We start from the raw sequence: 17263 nt of genomic DNA, 5'->3' as shown, positions 1-17263 counted from the left end.
TCGGGTTAAATCGCCGATAACGATTTTCTTAAATGAATAATCTGTTGGGCGATTTCAAGTGCACGCGCATACTCATGCATCTTCTCCGCTTCCTTTGACTCATGCATCTTTTGTTGAATTTCTTGCTCAATTCTATATTTTTGCAGCTGACGTATTGAATCTGTGACCTCTGCCTCTGCTTGGTCGGGATCCCGTTCCGCTAAAGCCGCTTCCATTACAATCTTGCGTAATTCAGAGTCATCTAATATCTCAACAAAACGCTGATAATCAGGATGACCATATTCCTCATAAAATCCTACTAAGCGAACAAAAACTGCCATATAGGCATCTCGTACAAATGGATCTTTTTGCTCACTACGTAATACCCTGTCCACTACATCTATATTATGAAGCATATGAGCCAGTAATAAACGTTCGGCGCGTTCAGCTGCGTCCATAGGCTTATGTTGTTGCTGAGTGACCGGCATCGAAGGCGTTTGAACAGGCATTTCTACTTTTGCAGAACGAACCTGATTTGCCTCTAGCTTTCGGAATTGAGCATAAATCGCTTCTTCCGAGATGTTTGTTTCATTCGATAGCTGTCTTATATACAAATCTCGTTCAACTGGTGATGATCTACCTACCAGTTGCTCAAGAACTTCTTGAATATATTGAAGCGTATCATTTTCAAACTGAAAGTTCTTATTTCGTCTAGCATGCATCATCATAAAAGCAATATACGCATGAGGGTTTTCCAAAATTTGTTCTTTAAATGCTTGTCCACCTAAACTACGAATGTATTCATCGGGATCCAGCTTATCTGGTAACACCGCAATATCGACTTTCATGCGTTCCGTTTGAAGTAACTGTGCTGCTCTTTTCGCCGCATCAAACCCAGCATTATCACCGTCATAGCAAATCGTAATCTGCTCTACTAAGCGCTTTAGCTTTGTGATATGCTGATTCGTAAGCGAAGTGCCCATTGTTGCTACAGCATTCGTTACACCTACAGAGGTTGCTGCTAAAACATCCATAAATCCTTCCATCAATACTACTTGACGATTTTTTCTAATCGAGGTTCGTGCTTTATCTAGGTTATATAGCACTTCACTCTTTTGAAAAATTGGTGATTCTGGACTATTTAAATATTTTGCCTCTTCTCCAGTTGATGCAAGGATTCGTCCTGAGAATGCTATAATCTTACCGTTCTCATCACGAATGGGGAACATAATACGCCCTCTAAAACGATCAAAATAGCGTTCTTCCCCTTCACGCTTGATTACTAAACCACTTTCCGAGATTTCTTGTAAGTTATAACCTTTTCTTTCAAGCAATATCGTTAATGCATCAAAGCTTGGAAGAGACCATCCAATGCTATTAGATTCTATAAGTTCCCTTGTAAATCCTCTTTCTAGCAAATAATTTAAAGGTTCTTCTCCATCTTCAGTATTTAACAGTAAATGTTGAAAAAAATCTGCTGCAAAAGCGTGAGCTTCTTTCATCCTTTCTTCTGCTTTAGATACCTTTTTCGTTACTTCAGGTAAACTTGGCCCAATATCTAACTGTATGCCAACACGTTCACCAAGTTTCACGACAGCGTCAGGAAAAGAAATACCTTCTATATCCATTACAAAAGTAACAGCATTACCACCTGCACCACAACCAAAGCAATGAAAAATTTGTTTGTCTGATGACACAGAAAAAGATGGCGTTTGTTCTCCATGAAATGGACAGAGCCCAAACCAATTGCGCCCACGCTTTGTAAGCTGCATGTATTCGCTTATGACATCAACAATCTCCGATTGTGAGCGAATCTGTTCAATCACTTCTTCAGGAATCTTCCCTGCCAAATCTATCACCATCTTTAAATTACGTTCTAAAACACAATTCGCTATCCGATTTAAAAATCCTTTATTTCTCGACAAAAAAACAGGATTTTTCTCTTAATAAATATTTTTACCACAATTTTATTATTATAAAACAAAAATTAGTTTTTATCTATACTATTTTCAAAACCGACTCAAAAAAACCGCCTCTAACAACCGAGGTGGTTTATCACAATTCGTTTCTTATTTACAGTTCGAGATATGCTCAATAATGACGTTCGCTGTTTCTTCAACAGCTTTGTTCGTCACATCAATAACCTTACAACCGATTTTAGCGGCAATTTTTTCAAAATGCTGAATTTCTTCTAATATTCGATTATGCTGCGCATAGATAGCATCATCATTCAATCCAAGAGACATTAATCTCTCTTTTCTAATTGAGTTTAATTTATCAGGAGAAATAATTAAACCAAAACATTTTTTCGGGTCAATTTTCAATAATTCTTCAGGTGGCTCAACTTCTGGTACTAAAGGTACGTTCGCCACCTTAAAACGTTTATGTGCTAAGTATTGTGATAACGGTGTTTTAGAGGTACGTGAAACACCGACTAACACAATATCAGCCTGTAATAGACCACGTGGATCTCTACCATCATCATATTTTACTGCAAATTCAATAGCTTCTATTTTTTTAAAATAATCATCATCTAGCTGGTGAACCATTCCTGGTGCTTCTAATGGGAATTCTTCCACAAATGTTGCCATTGTTTTTAAAGCAGGCCCTAAGATGTCGACAGCATAGACCATTTCTTTCTCACACAGTTCATGTAATAACGATCGCATCTCCTGACGAACAAGCGTATACACAATAAATGCATTCTGTTTTGCTGCAAGGCATACAATTTTTCGAATGAGCTCCTCTGATTGTATATGAGGAAAACGACGAATTACCGTGTTTTCCAAACCAGGTCGAAACTGGCTTATAACCGCTTTCGCTACTTGATCACCAGTTTCACCTACTGAATCAGATACAACAAAAACCCGTAGTCTTTTCATGCTGCTCTCCTTCAAATATTTAGACATTCTGTGCAAGTGATAAGAACGCTCGTGTAATCGTCGTTTTTGTAAGACGACCAACGATTTTCAATCCACCTTCTTGTGGCTCTACTACTGGTAGAGAATCAACTGCTCGATCAATTAGTTTATTCGCTGCAACAACTAATGAATCTGATCTCTCACAGTACGAAATATTTGGCATACGTGTCATAATTATATGTACAGGAATTTTGTTTAAATCCTGTGTACCAATACTTGTACGTAGTAAATCTTTACGAGAAAGTACCCCTGTCAAAAATTCATTCTTATCTACGACAAAGAGTGTGCCAACATCCTCAGAAAACATGAAGCAAATCGCATCATAGACAGTCATTGTTTCCGGTACAACAACTGGTCCTGTATGAAATTCTTTCACCTTTAAATTTTGAATACTATCCGTCAATGTAACGGATGTTTTTTTACCTGAATAGAAATAGCCAACACGAGGTCTAGCATCTAAAAAGCCCGCCATTGTGAGTATTGCTAAATCTGGTCTTAAAGTTGCTCTTGTCAGATTGAGACGTTCTGCAATATGTTCGCCTGTGATTGGGCCGTTTTCTTTCACAATTTGTAAAATGTCTTCCTGACGTTTGTTGAGTTCGATTGGACTCACCGCCTCAAATCTAATAGTGTTATACTTATGCTCAATTATTATATACTATTTTAATAATTATTGCGAAGAAAAGAACTACATGCTACAATATTGACACATACGCTTGCTCTAAATGTATTTTCGAGCGATTTGCGTTATACAGGCGATGATGGGAAAAAAGTATCTGTTCAACTTTTAAGCGAGTAGAAGATGGTGAAAGTCTACATAGTAACAGAGAAAAGGCACTCCTTGAGCTAACTTTTTGAAAAGAGGTTTTAAACAACGCGTTTAAAACAATCAGGGTGGAACCGCGGGTTTTAGCACTCGTCCCTGGGCATTTATTGTGCCCGGAGACGGGTGCTATTTTTAATTTAGTCCTTACTAAATTAAAAAATATCTTTAGTGAATTATCAATTATGCCTCGGCATAATTGCGTCCGGAATCGGCTTTTACTTTGATCTGCAGATGTGTTTTGCGCGAAAGCGTAGCGGCAGCGGCAGATGTGTTTTGCGCGAAAGCGTAGCGGCAGCAGCAACAACTTGATGCAGGTCAGTTAGCCTTTATCGCATGGATGCGATGATTTTAGGCAAATTCACTTAAACAAATTTATTGTTCACTCTGTGAAAACTATGAAGGAGGCTATTTTTATGGCTAACAAATCAATGGAAACAATCGTATCATTAGCGAAGCATCGCGGCTTTGTCTTCCCAGGTTCTGAAATCTACGGAGGCTTAGCAAACACTTGGGATTACGGTCCACTAGGTGTTGAATTAAAAAACAATGTTAAAAAAGCATGGTGGAAAAAATTTGTCCAAGAATCAGAGCACAATGTTGGAATAGATGCTGCAATTTTAATGAACCCAAAAGCTTGGGTGGCTTCTGGTCACGTTGGCAACTTTAATGACCCAATGATCGATTGTAAGGCATGTAAAGCGCGCCATCGTGCTGACAAAATCATCGAGGACGCTGCACTAGCAAAAGGCGATGAAATCATTGTCGATGGTATGACATTTGATCAAATGAAAGAAACGATGATTAAGTATGACGTAGTGTGCCCTGATTGTGGTAAAGCTGATTTTACAGATATTCGTCAATTTAATTTAATGTTTAAAACATTCCAAGGTGTAACAGAATCTTCTACTAATGAAATTTATTTACGCCCTGAAACAGCTCAAGGTATTTTCGTGAACTTTAAAAACGTACAACGTTCTATGCGTAAACGTACACCATTCGGTATTGCACAAATCGGTAAATCATTCCGTAACGAAATTACTCCAGGTAACTTCACTTTCCGTACACGTGAATTTGAACAAATGGAGCTTGAGTTTTTCTGTAAACCAGGCGAGGACCTTGAATGGCACGCGTACTGGAAAGAATTTTGTGAAAATTGGTTGTTAAATTTAGGCATGAAAGAAGAGTCTATGCGTCTTCGTGACCATGAAGACGACGAATTGTCTCACTACTCAAACGCTACAACTGATATCGAATTTAAATTCCCATTCGGTTGGGGTGAGCTATGGGGCGTAGCAGATCGCACAGATTTCGATTTAAAACAGCATATGGAGCATTCTGGTGAAGATTTCACTTACATTGACCCAGTATCAAACGAACGTTATGTTCCATACTGTATCGAGCCTTCTTTAGGTGCAGACCGTGTTACATTAGCATTCCTTTGCGATGCTTATGACGAGGAAGAACTTGAAGGCGATGATAAGCGTACAGTTTTACGCTTCCACCCTGCTCTAGCGCCATTTAAAGCTGCAGTCCTACCACTTTCTAAAAAGCTTTCGGATGAAGCTACTAATGTTTGGGCAGAGCTTCGCAAGTCATTCCCAGTTGACTTTGACGAGTCACAATCAATTGGTAAACGTTACCGTCGTCAAGATGAAATTGGTACTCCATTCTGTATCACATACGACTTTGACACAAAAGAAGATGGTCAAGTTACAGTGCGTCATCGTGATTCAATGTCTCAAGTTCGTATGCCAATTACAGAGGTTAAAGCATACATCGAAAAACATCTTCAATTCTAAAATTCATCAATATATAAAGAGGGAGTTGCATTTTAAGCGACTCCCTCTTGTTATGTCTTTAATGAATACAAGCGCTCTTGCATCTTCTCCTCAAATGAAAACCTTTTCATATTCATGCCTACTAAGCTAATAAGTAATTCCTCAATATCTACAAGCGAATAAAAAAGGAATGTTCCTTCTCGCATTGGGCGAACTCTCTTATCTACTGTGAGTTCATCATCGATAAAGTAAGCTACATTTACGTTACAATGTTCCATTAATTGCGTAATGCGCTGGTCATCATCTGGATTAATAAAAAACGGTACAATTTTATCAATATACAAAATACTTTGCACAAGTTTTATGAAGAAATTTTCACGAAGTGAAGTTTCCACAACTAATATAGTTGTTTTCTCATGCTGATAATCCATATACAATACATTTAATTGCTCTTCTAATAGTTTCTTTAATATATTAATAGAATTCCTATATTTTGTAATATCCGTTTGAATTTCTCTTGTTAATAAACGTAGAATTTGAAAGGCAGGTAAAAATATTTTTAAAATAATTTCTTTTGGATGTAAATGATCTATTAATTTATCAAAGTAGACTCTTAAGCTATTTTCGTCACAGCGAATTAATTGTTCTATAAATAAGTTAAAAATTTCTTCAAAGCTGTTAGCACGATAATCAATCATTTTCGAAATTTTCACACTATAATTCAAAGGTAAGATCATAGACTTTTGTTCATCCAACAACTTAACTTTAGGTAACGTTGGAAATAAATCATAGACTAGTTCTACTTGTGCACTTCGATTATCAGATAATTGAACGACCGAGTTGACAGGATAAATCCCTAGGCACTCTACAAATTTGTGCATAAATTTCTCGTTATATAAATGTCGATCACGATATAAAACAGCTAATGCATCTGTTGCAGCATATCCCGAATGATATACACGCTTTGATGTCATAGCTGAATAAACATCAATAATTTGCAGTAATTGAACTCCCTCACACATATCGTCCTCACAAAGCTGATTCGGATAACCTTTACCGGCAAAGCGTTCATGATGATCACGTGCTAAATAGGCAATATCCTTTTCCCCATTTCCCATGAGCAACTCATAACCTTTAGTCGTATGTGTTTTAACAATGTCAAACTCATCTTCTGATAATTTCCGTTTTAAATTTAATATTTCTTGTGGTATAAATACCTTCCCAATATCGTGGAACAAATAGCCCGTTGCTAGCGTTTCAATATCCGTTAAACCTAAATAACGTGCAAAAATTGTACCTAAAACGAAAACATCAAATGAATGAACAAAAGAATACTCATCCCATTCTTTTAATCGCATGAGTAATTCATAACGCTGTTTTTTTTCTAAAATTTTTTCAAAAACACCTCGTACATAAGCAGTATCTTGGATACTTTTTAAAATTTGACCATAGCGTAATTCATGCACGACATTCTCTAATGTAGTCATAAAAAGGTTATTTACCGTATCTTTATACTCATCTACCTCATCCTTTTTATCCATAAGTGGTGCAAATACATCCCCGTAATCCTTTGTACGTTGAACACTTAAATCATGAACTATTCGGACTGAATCAATTGGTAAATATACAGATAATTCGTCTACTTTTCTAAGTTTAAGTAAGGCAATAATTCGTTCCGTTAAAATTAGATCTTTTTTAGCTAGTAAGCGATACTCAGAAAAAATATCTTCAGCTAAAATATCATTTGCTTCAACTTCTTCAATACTTAACTTCACTTTTCTTAGCATATTTTCTGCCACATACGAAATATTTAAGCATTATGTGACTCCCTCCCTCTTTCATAAGACTGCGTTATTCATCTATTATGCCTCAGCATAATTGTGTCTGGAATTGGCTTTGTTTTTACAGCACTCCATTCACATTTTATATGCATGTCAAATTTATATAAATCGGCCTAGATTCATTGGGTACGAAACGTATAAGTAAGACGAGAATAGTTAAAATACAATCATCTATAATATTTACAATATCATAGATTAAAATGCCTTTTCAACTAGTTTATGGTACTGGAATGAATAGTTATTACTATGTTTATGTTAAAAACTCTTCCGCAATTAGTGATTTATATCTAACATCATCCTTGGTCAATAGTTATTAATTTTGAATTAAAAAGATATAAAGACCTATACTCCAGAACTTAAAAGTGTATATTTATAAGTTAAAGTTAAATTCCTATCATATATAATATTTCTGTAAATTATTAAGTATTAATCAATTTTTCCTAATGGTATTGGCGAAAAATTAAAACCAATGTGGAAATATTAACATTTCGACAATATAACTGCTCAATATACAGTTAGAAACATAGGAGATTAATCCTTTTTCTGTATTTTTTTCTACCTTTCGACTCATCTCCAAAGTTCGATAGTGACCTTTGTTAATATGTATTTATTTTATCGATGATCCTCACTGAAAGCCCTTCAGTTGGAACGGAAATAATCTCTACACCACTTCGATCCATAATCAATTAGTAGTGTAGAAAAATAAAATGCCAGAAGATCAATATTAATGGTCTTCTGGCGTTTTTTCTTGATTAGGACTCGTTCTTAACTGTAATTCAGGCGTTCTTTCAAGCTGCTCTATAAATTTTTTAGTCTTAAAACGAATTCCTGTTTGTTCTTCATAAATTGTAGTAATTATTTTTTTAATAAAATATTTTGTTTCCTTTTTTAATTCTAATTTCCCAATCTGGTCAATCGGTACAGTATAGAACATCCGGATAAGCTTAAGCTGAGTCGGTGTTAATCGAATGATATAAGGATCATGCTGATAACAACGATGACACAAAAAACCTCCCTGCACAAAAGAAAATGCAAATTCACCGTCTACTGCACCACATGCTGCACAAGCATGTAATATAGGCTGTACGCCAGTATAGGGTAGCATTTTCCATTCAACGAACAATGTAATGGCCTCCGGGTCGTAACCTTCCTCAATTGCTTGTAACGCTTGAAGGAGCACATCAAATGCAAGTGGCTCAGGTTTCCCCTCCTCTACTACACGCTCGACAAGTTCCATTATGTAACTTGCATAGGCCGTTGCTATGATATCCTCGCGAATATGTCGCATTGAATTGACATGCTCACCTTGTTGCAAAGTCCCCATACCGGTATGATGCTGTACCATAAACATGCCATATGTAAATGGCTGTGTCACAGAAGCTAATCTACTGGAAGGCTTCTTCGCTCCTCGAGCCATCGTGGCAACTTTTCCTGCTTCTTTTGTTAGTAATGTTACAATTTTATTTGATTCTCCATAGGCACGCACCTTTAGGACAATTCCTTCCCATTTATGAAGCATCGATTCTCCTCCTTTCAACAAGCTTCGCTACAGATAAACAATGCTTCCAGAATCGGCTTTGTGCTTAGGATTGCACGAGGGCCGACACGACGATGTCGGTCATTTCGGTAATGCCACAGGATGTGGCGTTCTTAGACTGAGTTCCTCTATTCCAGCGGGTGTCCTAACACCTGAAGCTGACGCTTTGCTTTCGCTACAAAAAACACGTGCTGAAAGAAGTGAAAATAGAGCTCTCCAATAAATTATTGGACAGCTCCATTTAAAACTACAGCGACAAATAGGAATGTTGTAAAGTTGTTTCAAGCTTTACAGTATATCCTATTAATATTCATCATCACGGAAACCGAAGTCACGTAAATGTGTTGATTTATTTCGCCAATCCTTTTGAACCTTTACCCAAAGCTCTAAATACACTTTTGAACCAAGAAGCATTTCAATATCTTTTCTTGCACGTATCCCTACTTCTTTTAATAGCGCTCCACGTTTACCAATGACAATCCCTTTTTGAGAATCCCTTTCCACGATAATCGTTGCTGCTACACGAATTTTATCTTCATTCTCTTCATCACGGCGAATTTTATCAATAACAACAGCAATGGAGTGGGGTATTTCTTCACGCGTTAAATGTAACACTTTTTCACGAATCAACTCTGAAATAATAAAACGCTCAGGATGATCTGTTACTTGATCTGCTGGGTAATATTGTGGACCCTCTGGTAAATATTTCGATAATGTTTCTAATAAATTTTCTACATTATTCCCTTGTAATGCAGAAATCGGTACTATTTCTGCAAAGTCATAACGCTCTTTGTAGCTTTCAATAATCCCCATTAATTCATCAGGATGAATTTGATCGATTTTATTAATCACTAGGAAGACAGGCGTTGGATTACCCGCCAGCATCTCAAGGATGAATTCGTCACCCTTCCCAAGTTTCTGCTCTGCATTTACCATGAACATAATAACATCCACTTCACGCAATGTATTTTTAGAAACTTTTAGCATAAAATCCCCTAGCTTATGTTTCGGCTTGTGGATTCCTGGTGTATCTATAAAAATCATTTGGCTATCATTTGTTGTTAGTACACCTTGTACTTTATTTCGTGTTGTTTGTGGTTTATCACTCATAATCGCAATTTTTTGACCAATAACACGGTTTAAAAATGTTGATTTTCCTACATTTGGTCGACCGATTATGGAGATAAAACCTGACTTATAGCCATTGTTATTTTCCAGCATTCTCTAAATCCTCCGTTGTAAATGCAAACGGTAGTAATTCGCCTACAGACGTTACCGTGACATCACCTTTTAAGTTTGTTAAATATACAGGCATAGATGGTTTGCAAAATTCCATCATCACTTGTCTACAAGCTCCGCATGGCGCACATGGTCCATCCGTATCAGCTACAATAGCAATCGCCTCAAAATCATAAATACCTTCTGATACGGCTTTGAAAAATGCTGTACGTTCAGCACAGTTGGTCATACTATAGCCAGCATTTTCAATATTGCAGCCATGAATAACCTCTCCATCTTTCGTTAAAATCGCCGCGCCAACTTTAAATTTTGAATAAGGTACATAAGCCTTTTCACGCGCTTTTTTTGATTCCTCTAGTAATTCATGCATATCAATTGTCATTAATGTCCACCTCTACATAAAAATAGCTCATCACCATAACGTGGGTTGATTTCCGTTCCGGCTGGGCGCTTTGTTGCTGACGCTTCGCTTTCGCGCAGAGCAGAGCTTCCTGGGGGCGTCCGATGAGCCGCTTCGCTTGCGCTCCAGGGTCTCAGGCCAACAGATGTTTTTTGCGCGAAAGCGTAGTGCTAACGCAGCGTCAGCAGAAGGGGTTCATTCTGTGCGAAAGCGTAGTGCAACGAAGCGACAGCAACAGCACCGATGTTGGTCACGAAGGCGTTATCACAGGATGTGATGGTTTTAGCCTTCGTTCCTCTATTTGCTGATCCCCAAGGAGTCGCCCAGCCTCCACTTCAATCAACTTATTGCATGGATTAACAAATGTCCCCGCTTAACTTTTGGTGACGAGCCCAATAATCATAATTCTCCAGCACAATTGTTACCACTTCATGACCGAGTAATAATTTTTAAAACCATTTCGGTATAAATATGAGTAATCCGATTATAGCACTGAATATCGCAAATACAAGTACTGCGCCTGCTGCAAGATCTTTTGCCTGCTTAGCTAGTGGATGAATATTAGGTGAAGCTAAATCTACTACTCGTTCGATTGCAGTATTAATCATTTCAAGTGCAAACATTAGTGCTATCAATAGCAACACAATATACCATTCTATACGTGATAATTCCGTAAAATAGCCAGCAATCAAAACTATTCCCGCACTTAGCAAGTGGGATATAAAATTTTGCTCAGTACAGGCTGTAAGAATACCTTTAAAGGCATACCCAAAAGAGCGTACAAATTTGCGAACATTCATTTACTCTCGTCCTAAGCCGAAAGATTGTAAAATCTCATCCTGCTTACCGAACATCACCTTTTCATCTTCTGGCACCATATGATCATAGCCGAGTAGATGTAAGAAACCGTGAACCGCTAAAAAGCCTAATTCTCGTTCAAATGTATGCCCATATTCCTCAGCTTGTTCTTTTGTACGATCCGTTGAAATAATAATATCCCCTAATACTCGAGGCATTCCTTCAAACGTTACTTCCATTTCTCCTTCACCTAATTCTTCTAGGGCAAACGAGATAACATCTGTCGGTTGATCCTTATCACGATATTCTCGGTTTATTTCTTGAATCGCTTCATTTGTAACAAACGTCACTGAAACTTCTGTTTCTGGCTCAATATTCTCTTGTTTCGCAGCATGCTGTAAAAGCTTTTCAACAAGCTCCATATGCTCAGCAGTCACTTCATTTGTTTCATCTGTAAAATCAATTGTTAAAATCATAGATCCTCCTACTTATCTGCCTTTGGATATTCAATTCGTGAGTGGAAAATTCCATTCATCGTTTCACAAAGTACTTTCTCTATACATTTTAACTCTTTTATTGAAATATCGCATTCATCAAACTGATTGTCTTGTACTCGATCATCAATAATTGCTCGTACCAACTTTTGAATTTTCTCTGCATTCGGTTCCTTCATCGATCGAACTGCTGCCTCAACGCTATCTGCAACGCTAATAATTGCCGCTTCCTTCGTTTGTGGCTTTGGACCTGGATATCTGTACTTTGTATCATCTAAACATTGTCCTTCTTCCTTCGCTTTAAAGTAGAAGAATTTTAATAGACTAGATCCGTGATGCTGCAAGGCAATATCGATAATTTCCTGTGGCATCTTATAACGTTTTAGCATTTCAGCCCCGTCAGTTGTATGCGCGATTATAATTTCCGCGCTTTTTTCTGGGGGCAATGAATCATGTGGGTTAATACCAGACATTTGATTCTCGATGAAAAAGGCAGGACGCTTCGTTTTGCCAATATCATGATAATAGCATCCTACACGAGCTAGTAATCCATCCGCTCCAATTTCCTCGCATGCTGCCTCTGCTAAGTTCGCCACCATTACACTATGATGATATGTTCCCGGAGCCTCCATTAGTAATTTTTTCAACAATGGATGGTTTGGGTTCGATAATTCAATTAATCGCAACGACGACAATACACTAAAGGCTGATTCAAAGAATGGTAAAAGACCCATTGCAAGAGCACCCGATAATAGAGCCGATATCATTGCCGCTATAAAGTAATACATTAACTCTGACAAACCATAAGTAGATTGTGTCATCAGTAAATAAAATGCGATAAACGATATATTTACTAGCCCTATAACACCTACAGCATGTAAAATATGCGAACGCTTTTCCATACTATCCAAAAAGAATAAGCTCGCAAAGCCTCCAAAAATTATATACAGTGTAATTTCCATCTGCATAACAGATGAATAGCCCTCTTGAAAAATAACACCCGCAGATGCCGCTGTCATAACCGTAATAAGTGCCGCAGCACGTTCATCCACTAATAACCGCACAAGCATTGTTGCCAATGCTGTTGGGAAAAGGAAGGCAACAGTAACATCGAAGCCACCTGAGACTAGGCTTACAATTTTCATTAGCAGGATGGATAAACTATAAACAATTACTGTAACCAACAAGGCATTATGTTTCTTGTCTACATGTGTATCCCAACGTTCAAATAAAACAAACATGAACGTCATTTCCAAAAGTATTAAAATAATCAGCCCTGCAATCGGCTTCATCGATGCCTTATTACTCACCATACCCAGAAGCTCTAATTGACGAAACGCCTCATTATCAATGATTTGTCCTTCCTGTACGATGATTTGGCCTTGAAGAATTCGAGTGGGTTCAACCGATTCCTTCGCTTGTTCTTTTCGAATTTTCGTTTGTTCTTCGTTTATCGTCTCATTTTCGATAATACTCATACGTCCAATTAAAACTACCGTATTAAATATTTTATCTGGATAGCCTCGTTGTCCACGAATTTTTGTCTCAAAATCATTTTGACCCGCAAACACATTTTCTGAACGAATGGATTTTTGCAAATATTCCTGCACAGATTTTGATAGTTGTGCACTTGTTCTTTTTAAATCTGCTTCACTTTGTACTAACAAACCCTCTAGCTGTGAATCAGTAAAGATAATTGGCATTTGCTCTGAATCTATGGATTCGAACTTTTTGCGGAGCTTCGTCACTTGGTCGGCAACCGGAATTGGTTCTTTGCTACTCTCTACATCCGTCTTTACCTCTAGAACATAGTCAAACAAAGACGTTACTATCGCAGCTCGTTGTTTAGCAACATCCGCAGAAAATTGATAGACTGGTTCAATCGCATTTGCTGCTTTATCTCGTTCCTGTTGTGTTTTATAAGTATCTTCTATCGTTTTAGTAGATCGTACTGTTTCAGGCGCTAGTTGTAATGGTTTAAAATCATATGTAACACCTTTAACATTGCCATACATTAAAGCAAATTGTAGGGCTCCCGTTAAGATGAGAACGACAATTAAAAAGTAGCGGAAGCCTATAAGTTCTGTAAATTTTTTTAATTGTTTCTCCATCTGGCACCTCCTCTTATCTATCTACTATCATACCAATTCGAAAAACTTTTTTCCCGAAAAATGTATAAGAAAGTAAAAAAACAGCTATACATTTTGTATAGCTGTCACAATTTTTTCCATTTTCATGTTTGTTAAATTTTAGATCAGTCAAAAATCTTCGGTGCAGACTTTTTAAACCCTGTTGCACCTGCCGTTCCGTTTCACTTCACTTTCGGTACAGACTTTTAAACCCCGTTGCACCTGTCGCTACGTTTCACTTCGCTTTCGGTACAGACTTTTAAACCCCGTTGCACCTGTCGCTACGTTTCACTTCGCTTTCGGTACAGACTTTTAAACCCCGTTGCACCTGTCGCTACGTTTCACTTCGCTTTCGGTACAGACTTTTAAACCCCGTTGCACCTGTCGCTACGTTTCACTTCGCTTTCGGTGCAGACTTTAGAATTGCGCATAGCGCAATTCTAAAGTTGCTGTTCTTCGTAGGCTTTGATGATTTTTGCTACGATTGGGTGGCGTACTACATCGCCTTGTTCTAAAATTTGGAAATGTATTGATTTTACATACTTTAGTGTACGTTCTGCTACGATTAACCCAGATTCCGTGTTTTTCGGAAGGTCCATTTGTGTTTTGTCGCCTGTAATGACCATTTTCGAGCCAAAGCCTAGTCGCGTTAAAAACATCTTCATTTGTTGATGTGTCGTATTTTGAGCTTCATCTAAAATAACAAAGGCGTCGTCTAATGTACGGCCTCGCATATACGCTAAAGGTGCAATTTCAATTGTGCCTCGTTCAATAAGCCTTTGAGTTTGTTCTGTCCCGTAAATATCGTTTAAAGCGTCATAAAGAGGTCGTAAATAAGGATCTACCTTTTCCTTTAAGTCCCCCGGAAGAAAGCCTAGAGACTCTCCTGCCTCAACTGCAGGGCGTGTTAAAATAATTCGCTTAACGTACCCATTTTTTAGCGCCTGCGTTGCCATGACTACCGCTAAATACGTTTTCCCAGTACCCGCTGGACCGATACCAAAAACAACGTCTTTATGACGGATTGCTTGTATGTATTCTCGTTGACCGATTGTTTTTGCACGAATAGGCTTTCCTTTCGTCGTGCGTGCTATTTCTTCATCATAAAGTTCCGCAAAATATTCAATCGTTCCTTTTTGTGTCATTTCAATCGCAGTTGTAACATCACGCTGATCAATATTAATTCCTTTACGAATGACCTTTAGAAGAGCATGTAAAAGGAATGTCGCTTGTTCTTTCGCATCCTCTTCACCAGCAAGCTGAATTTGTTCACCACGTGTAATAATGTGGACTTGTAGAGCCTCTTCGATTAACTTCATATTTGCATCGGAAATTCCCAGAAGCATAACCGCTTCGTTTGGATTATCCACTTGTAATACAGTTAAATGTTCTGACATAATCATTCTCCTTGTAGGCCTTGTATTGGACTGGCAATGTTTTCATTGACTAAAAATAGAACTTTCCCTTCAACTGTACCATTCCCCCACTTTACCTGTAAAAGGTTTTCTTTTTTTATAACCGTTTTCGCAGGTAATGAACGTATTACCTTTTCATGAAGTAATGGTATGAGCAATGAATCTATTTTGGATTCATCAAGCTCTACTTGCATTTTTTTAGTGTACTGCTCCTCAACAATTGAAACATATGGATCGAGCCAGCTTGGTAAATCTTTCTTCTGCACATAGTCAACTTTTTCTTTTTCTTGATGAATGCCTTTCACTAATACACGCCACTGCTTCTGTTGTAGCGTTTCCATCGTTAGCTTTTTTGGAATTTTAAATGAACACTCTAGCCAATAATCAGCGTAGACCTCTCCCTTTGCACCAACGAAAACCTGATCTTCACCACTTTCAATTACACCACTTACGAGAACATCACCTTCGTAAGCAGTTTCGTTAACTGAAATTTTTCGTTCTCCATTTTGAATATTAAAGTGAGTAATAACACCACTTTTTGTTGCCACTAAATGCGTCGCTAGTTTCTCATTCGTTTGTTTTGTTTGTTTCGGGGACTCCTGAGGTCGTAAAGTTACACGTCCACCATGCTTTTCAATATGCACCCATGATAGATCTCGATGCCCTTCTAATAGCTTCTGTCGAATGACAGCATCTGAGGGTAAGTCTGTTTTAGAAATGGGTGTTTCTAGTTGAAATGTATCTTGAAAGGTCTTTCCTAGACGTTCCTCCAATTCTGGCGTTGCCGCTTCAATATCAATACGCCAAATAATCTGTGCACATAGCAATGGTATTAATATCATCAACGCTAGACCGAGCAAAGTCCAAAGCTGCGCTCGAAAAACTTGAAGCTCATCTGCATAATAGACAGCCATTTTAAGTCGGAAACGACTACGTACACGGCGTATCTTTGGTAGATAATGCATAGTTGTTTCAAAAGTAACCTCTTGCTCACGAAAGACAATCCGCTTTAATGGCACATGTTGTGCATGCAATGCTTGAATAAAAGGATGAACATTTTCATGGCGCTTTATACGTATGATAATTGGCCGATTATTCCACATTATCGCTCACACCCATATCCTTTGTCATTTTCAGATGAAGCTCCTGCAAATCCTCTACAGAAAGATGAAGCATTTCTTCTTTAAGAGCATTAATTTCCACCGATTTTCCACGCACAGTAATATGATAGTCTGCATAAATAAAAGAGCATGATGAAGCATCAGCATGTAGAAAACGATATGGGCCAATGATTTTTAAAGTATCATATTGTAATAATTCAAGTAGTGGCGTTAATTGAAATAGTTTTCTCATAAAAAATGCCTCCTTCTTCGGCAATATATGCATCGAAAAAGGAGGACATGCTAGTTATTTTCTTTTTGCTTTTGGAGGACCTAAAACTTCTGCCATTACAACAGCTTGCATTAATGATTTTTTTGATTTTGGTAATTGAAAAGCTGATTGTGATTTAGCTACTTCCACAACTTTTTTCCCCGCTGCCAAACGACCGATACTTTCTCTTTTCGTAGTACGACTCACTTTCTCAGTTGGGATTAACGGTGGAGCAGCATAGCTTGGAACGTCCTTTTTCACTGTTTCTTCGACAATTTTTTTCGGCTCTTCAACTTGAGGCTGTTCATTTTTCCATTCACCTAAAAATTCACGTGCAAAATCCTCAAAACTTTGTGGTTTAGAAGTAGGACGTCGCTCTTGAGTCATCTCAACAGGAGGCTCAACATGTGAATTCTTATTAAAAGGTGGCATTGGTTTTTGTTCTTTCTTTTTTGATTTACCGAAAATAGAGCTGACTATGGCAATTATCACAAGTATAATTAATTGTTCCATTTATTAGTACCGCTCCTTTCAG

General features: G+C 37.8%; 15 protein-coding genes. 1 reads left to right on the top strand and 14 read right to left on the bottom strand.

Translation table 11 applies throughout. The features are described 5' to 3' along the window. Positions 1-5: 5 nt before the first annotated feature. The 3 genes from dnaG to ACZ11_RS03400 all read right to left on the bottom strand — a co-directional run bounded on the left by dnaG (position 6) and on the right by ACZ11_RS03400 (position 3513). Complete coding sequence (gene dnaG / locus ACZ11_RS03410) at positions 6-1841, bottom strand: DNA primase (RefSeq protein WP_082172776.1); 1836 nt, start codon at positions 1839-1841, stop codon at positions 6-8. Between the two features lie 207 nt (positions 1842-2048). After that, a complete protein-coding gene (locus ACZ11_RS03405; RefSeq protein WP_049663792.1) occupies positions 2049-2861 on the bottom strand; it encodes a pyruvate, water dikinase regulatory protein in 813 nt (270 codons plus the stop codon). Positions 2862-2880: 19 nt separating this feature from the next. Then, entirely contained in the window at positions 2881-3513 is a 633-nt protein-coding gene (locus ACZ11_RS03400; protein ID WP_049663789.1) for a helix-turn-helix transcriptional regulator, read from the bottom strand. Positions 3514-4139: 626 nt separating this feature from the next. Here ACZ11_RS03400 and ACZ11_RS03395 point away from each other — a divergent pair. Beyond that, the gene (locus ACZ11_RS03395) at positions 4140-5525 is read left to right on the top strand and encodes a glycine--tRNA ligase (protein WP_049663788.1); all 1386 of its coding nucleotides are present in this window, start codon (positions 4140-4142) and stop codon (positions 5523-5525) included. 50 nt (positions 5526-5575) lie between these two features. Here the strand turns inward: ACZ11_RS03395 and ACZ11_RS03390 are convergent, their stop codons facing one another. From ACZ11_RS03390 to ACZ11_RS03340, 11 genes are all read right to left on the bottom strand, one after another. After that, the gene (locus ACZ11_RS03390) at positions 5576-7291 is read right to left on the bottom strand and encodes an HD-GYP domain-containing protein (RefSeq protein WP_049667019.1); all 1716 of its coding nucleotides are present in this window, start codon (positions 7289-7291) and stop codon (positions 5576-5578) included. Between the two features lie 778 nt (positions 7292-8069). Further along, positions 8070-8864 carry a DNA repair protein RecO gene (gene recO / locus ACZ11_RS03385; RefSeq protein WP_049663787.1) on the bottom strand — a complete coding sequence of 265 codons (795 nt, stop codon included), beginning with the start codon at positions 8862-8864 and terminating at the stop codon, positions 8070-8072. Between the two features lie 321 nt (positions 8865-9185). Further along, positions 9186-10103, bottom strand: coding sequence for a GTPase Era (gene era / locus ACZ11_RS03380; RefSeq protein WP_049663785.1), 918 nt, complete (start codon positions 10101-10103; stop codon positions 9186-9188). Continuing rightward, entirely contained in the window at positions 10090-10503 is a 414-nt protein-coding gene (locus ACZ11_RS03375; RefSeq protein WP_082172652.1) for a cytidine deaminase, read from the bottom strand. Before ACZ11_RS03375 ends, era begins: the two co-directional genes overlap by 14 nt. Before the next feature lie 467 nt (positions 10504-10970). Then, positions 10971-11321 (bottom strand): diacylglycerol kinase family protein, encoded by a 351-nt coding sequence (locus ACZ11_RS03370; protein ID WP_049663782.1) that lies wholly within the window; start codon positions 11319-11321, stop codon positions 10971-10973. Next, complete coding sequence (gene ybeY / locus ACZ11_RS03365; RefSeq protein WP_049663781.1) at positions 11322-11795, bottom strand: rRNA maturation RNase YbeY; 474 nt, start codon at positions 11793-11795, stop codon at positions 11322-11324. An 8-nt stretch (positions 11796-11803) separates the two neighbouring features. Next, the gene (locus ACZ11_RS03360) at positions 11804-13924 is read right to left on the bottom strand and encodes an HD family phosphohydrolase (protein ID WP_049663779.1); all 2121 of its coding nucleotides are present in this window, start codon (positions 13922-13924) and stop codon (positions 11804-11806) included. A gap of 458 nt (positions 13925-14382) precedes the next feature. Next, positions 14383-15339 carry a PhoH family protein gene (locus tag ACZ11_RS03355; protein WP_049663777.1) on the bottom strand — a complete coding sequence of 319 codons (957 nt, stop codon included), beginning with the start codon at positions 15337-15339 and terminating at the stop codon, positions 14383-14385. Between the two features lie 2 nt (positions 15340-15341). After that, positions 15342-16460, bottom strand: coding sequence for a sporulation protein YqfD (locus ACZ11_RS03350; protein ID WP_049663775.1), 1119 nt, complete (start codon positions 16458-16460; stop codon positions 15342-15344). After that, entirely contained in the window at positions 16450-16710 is a 261-nt protein-coding gene (locus ACZ11_RS03345; RefSeq protein ID WP_049663771.1) for a hypothetical protein, read from the bottom strand. Before ACZ11_RS03345 ends, ACZ11_RS03350 begins: the two co-directional genes overlap by 11 nt. Before the next feature lie 54 nt (positions 16711-16764). Then, positions 16765-17241, bottom strand: a complete 477-nt coding sequence (locus ACZ11_RS03340) for a hypothetical protein (RefSeq protein WP_049663769.1) — start codon at positions 17239-17241, stop codon at positions 16765-16767. Positions 17242-17263 lie beyond the last annotated feature (22 nt).

The organism is Lysinibacillus xylanilyticus (assembly GCF_001183605.1).
Lineage (GTDB): Bacteria > Bacillota > Bacilli > Bacillales_A > Planococcaceae > Lysinibacillus > Lysinibacillus xylanilyticus.
This window is presented reverse-complemented; position numbering and strand designations above follow the sequence as displayed.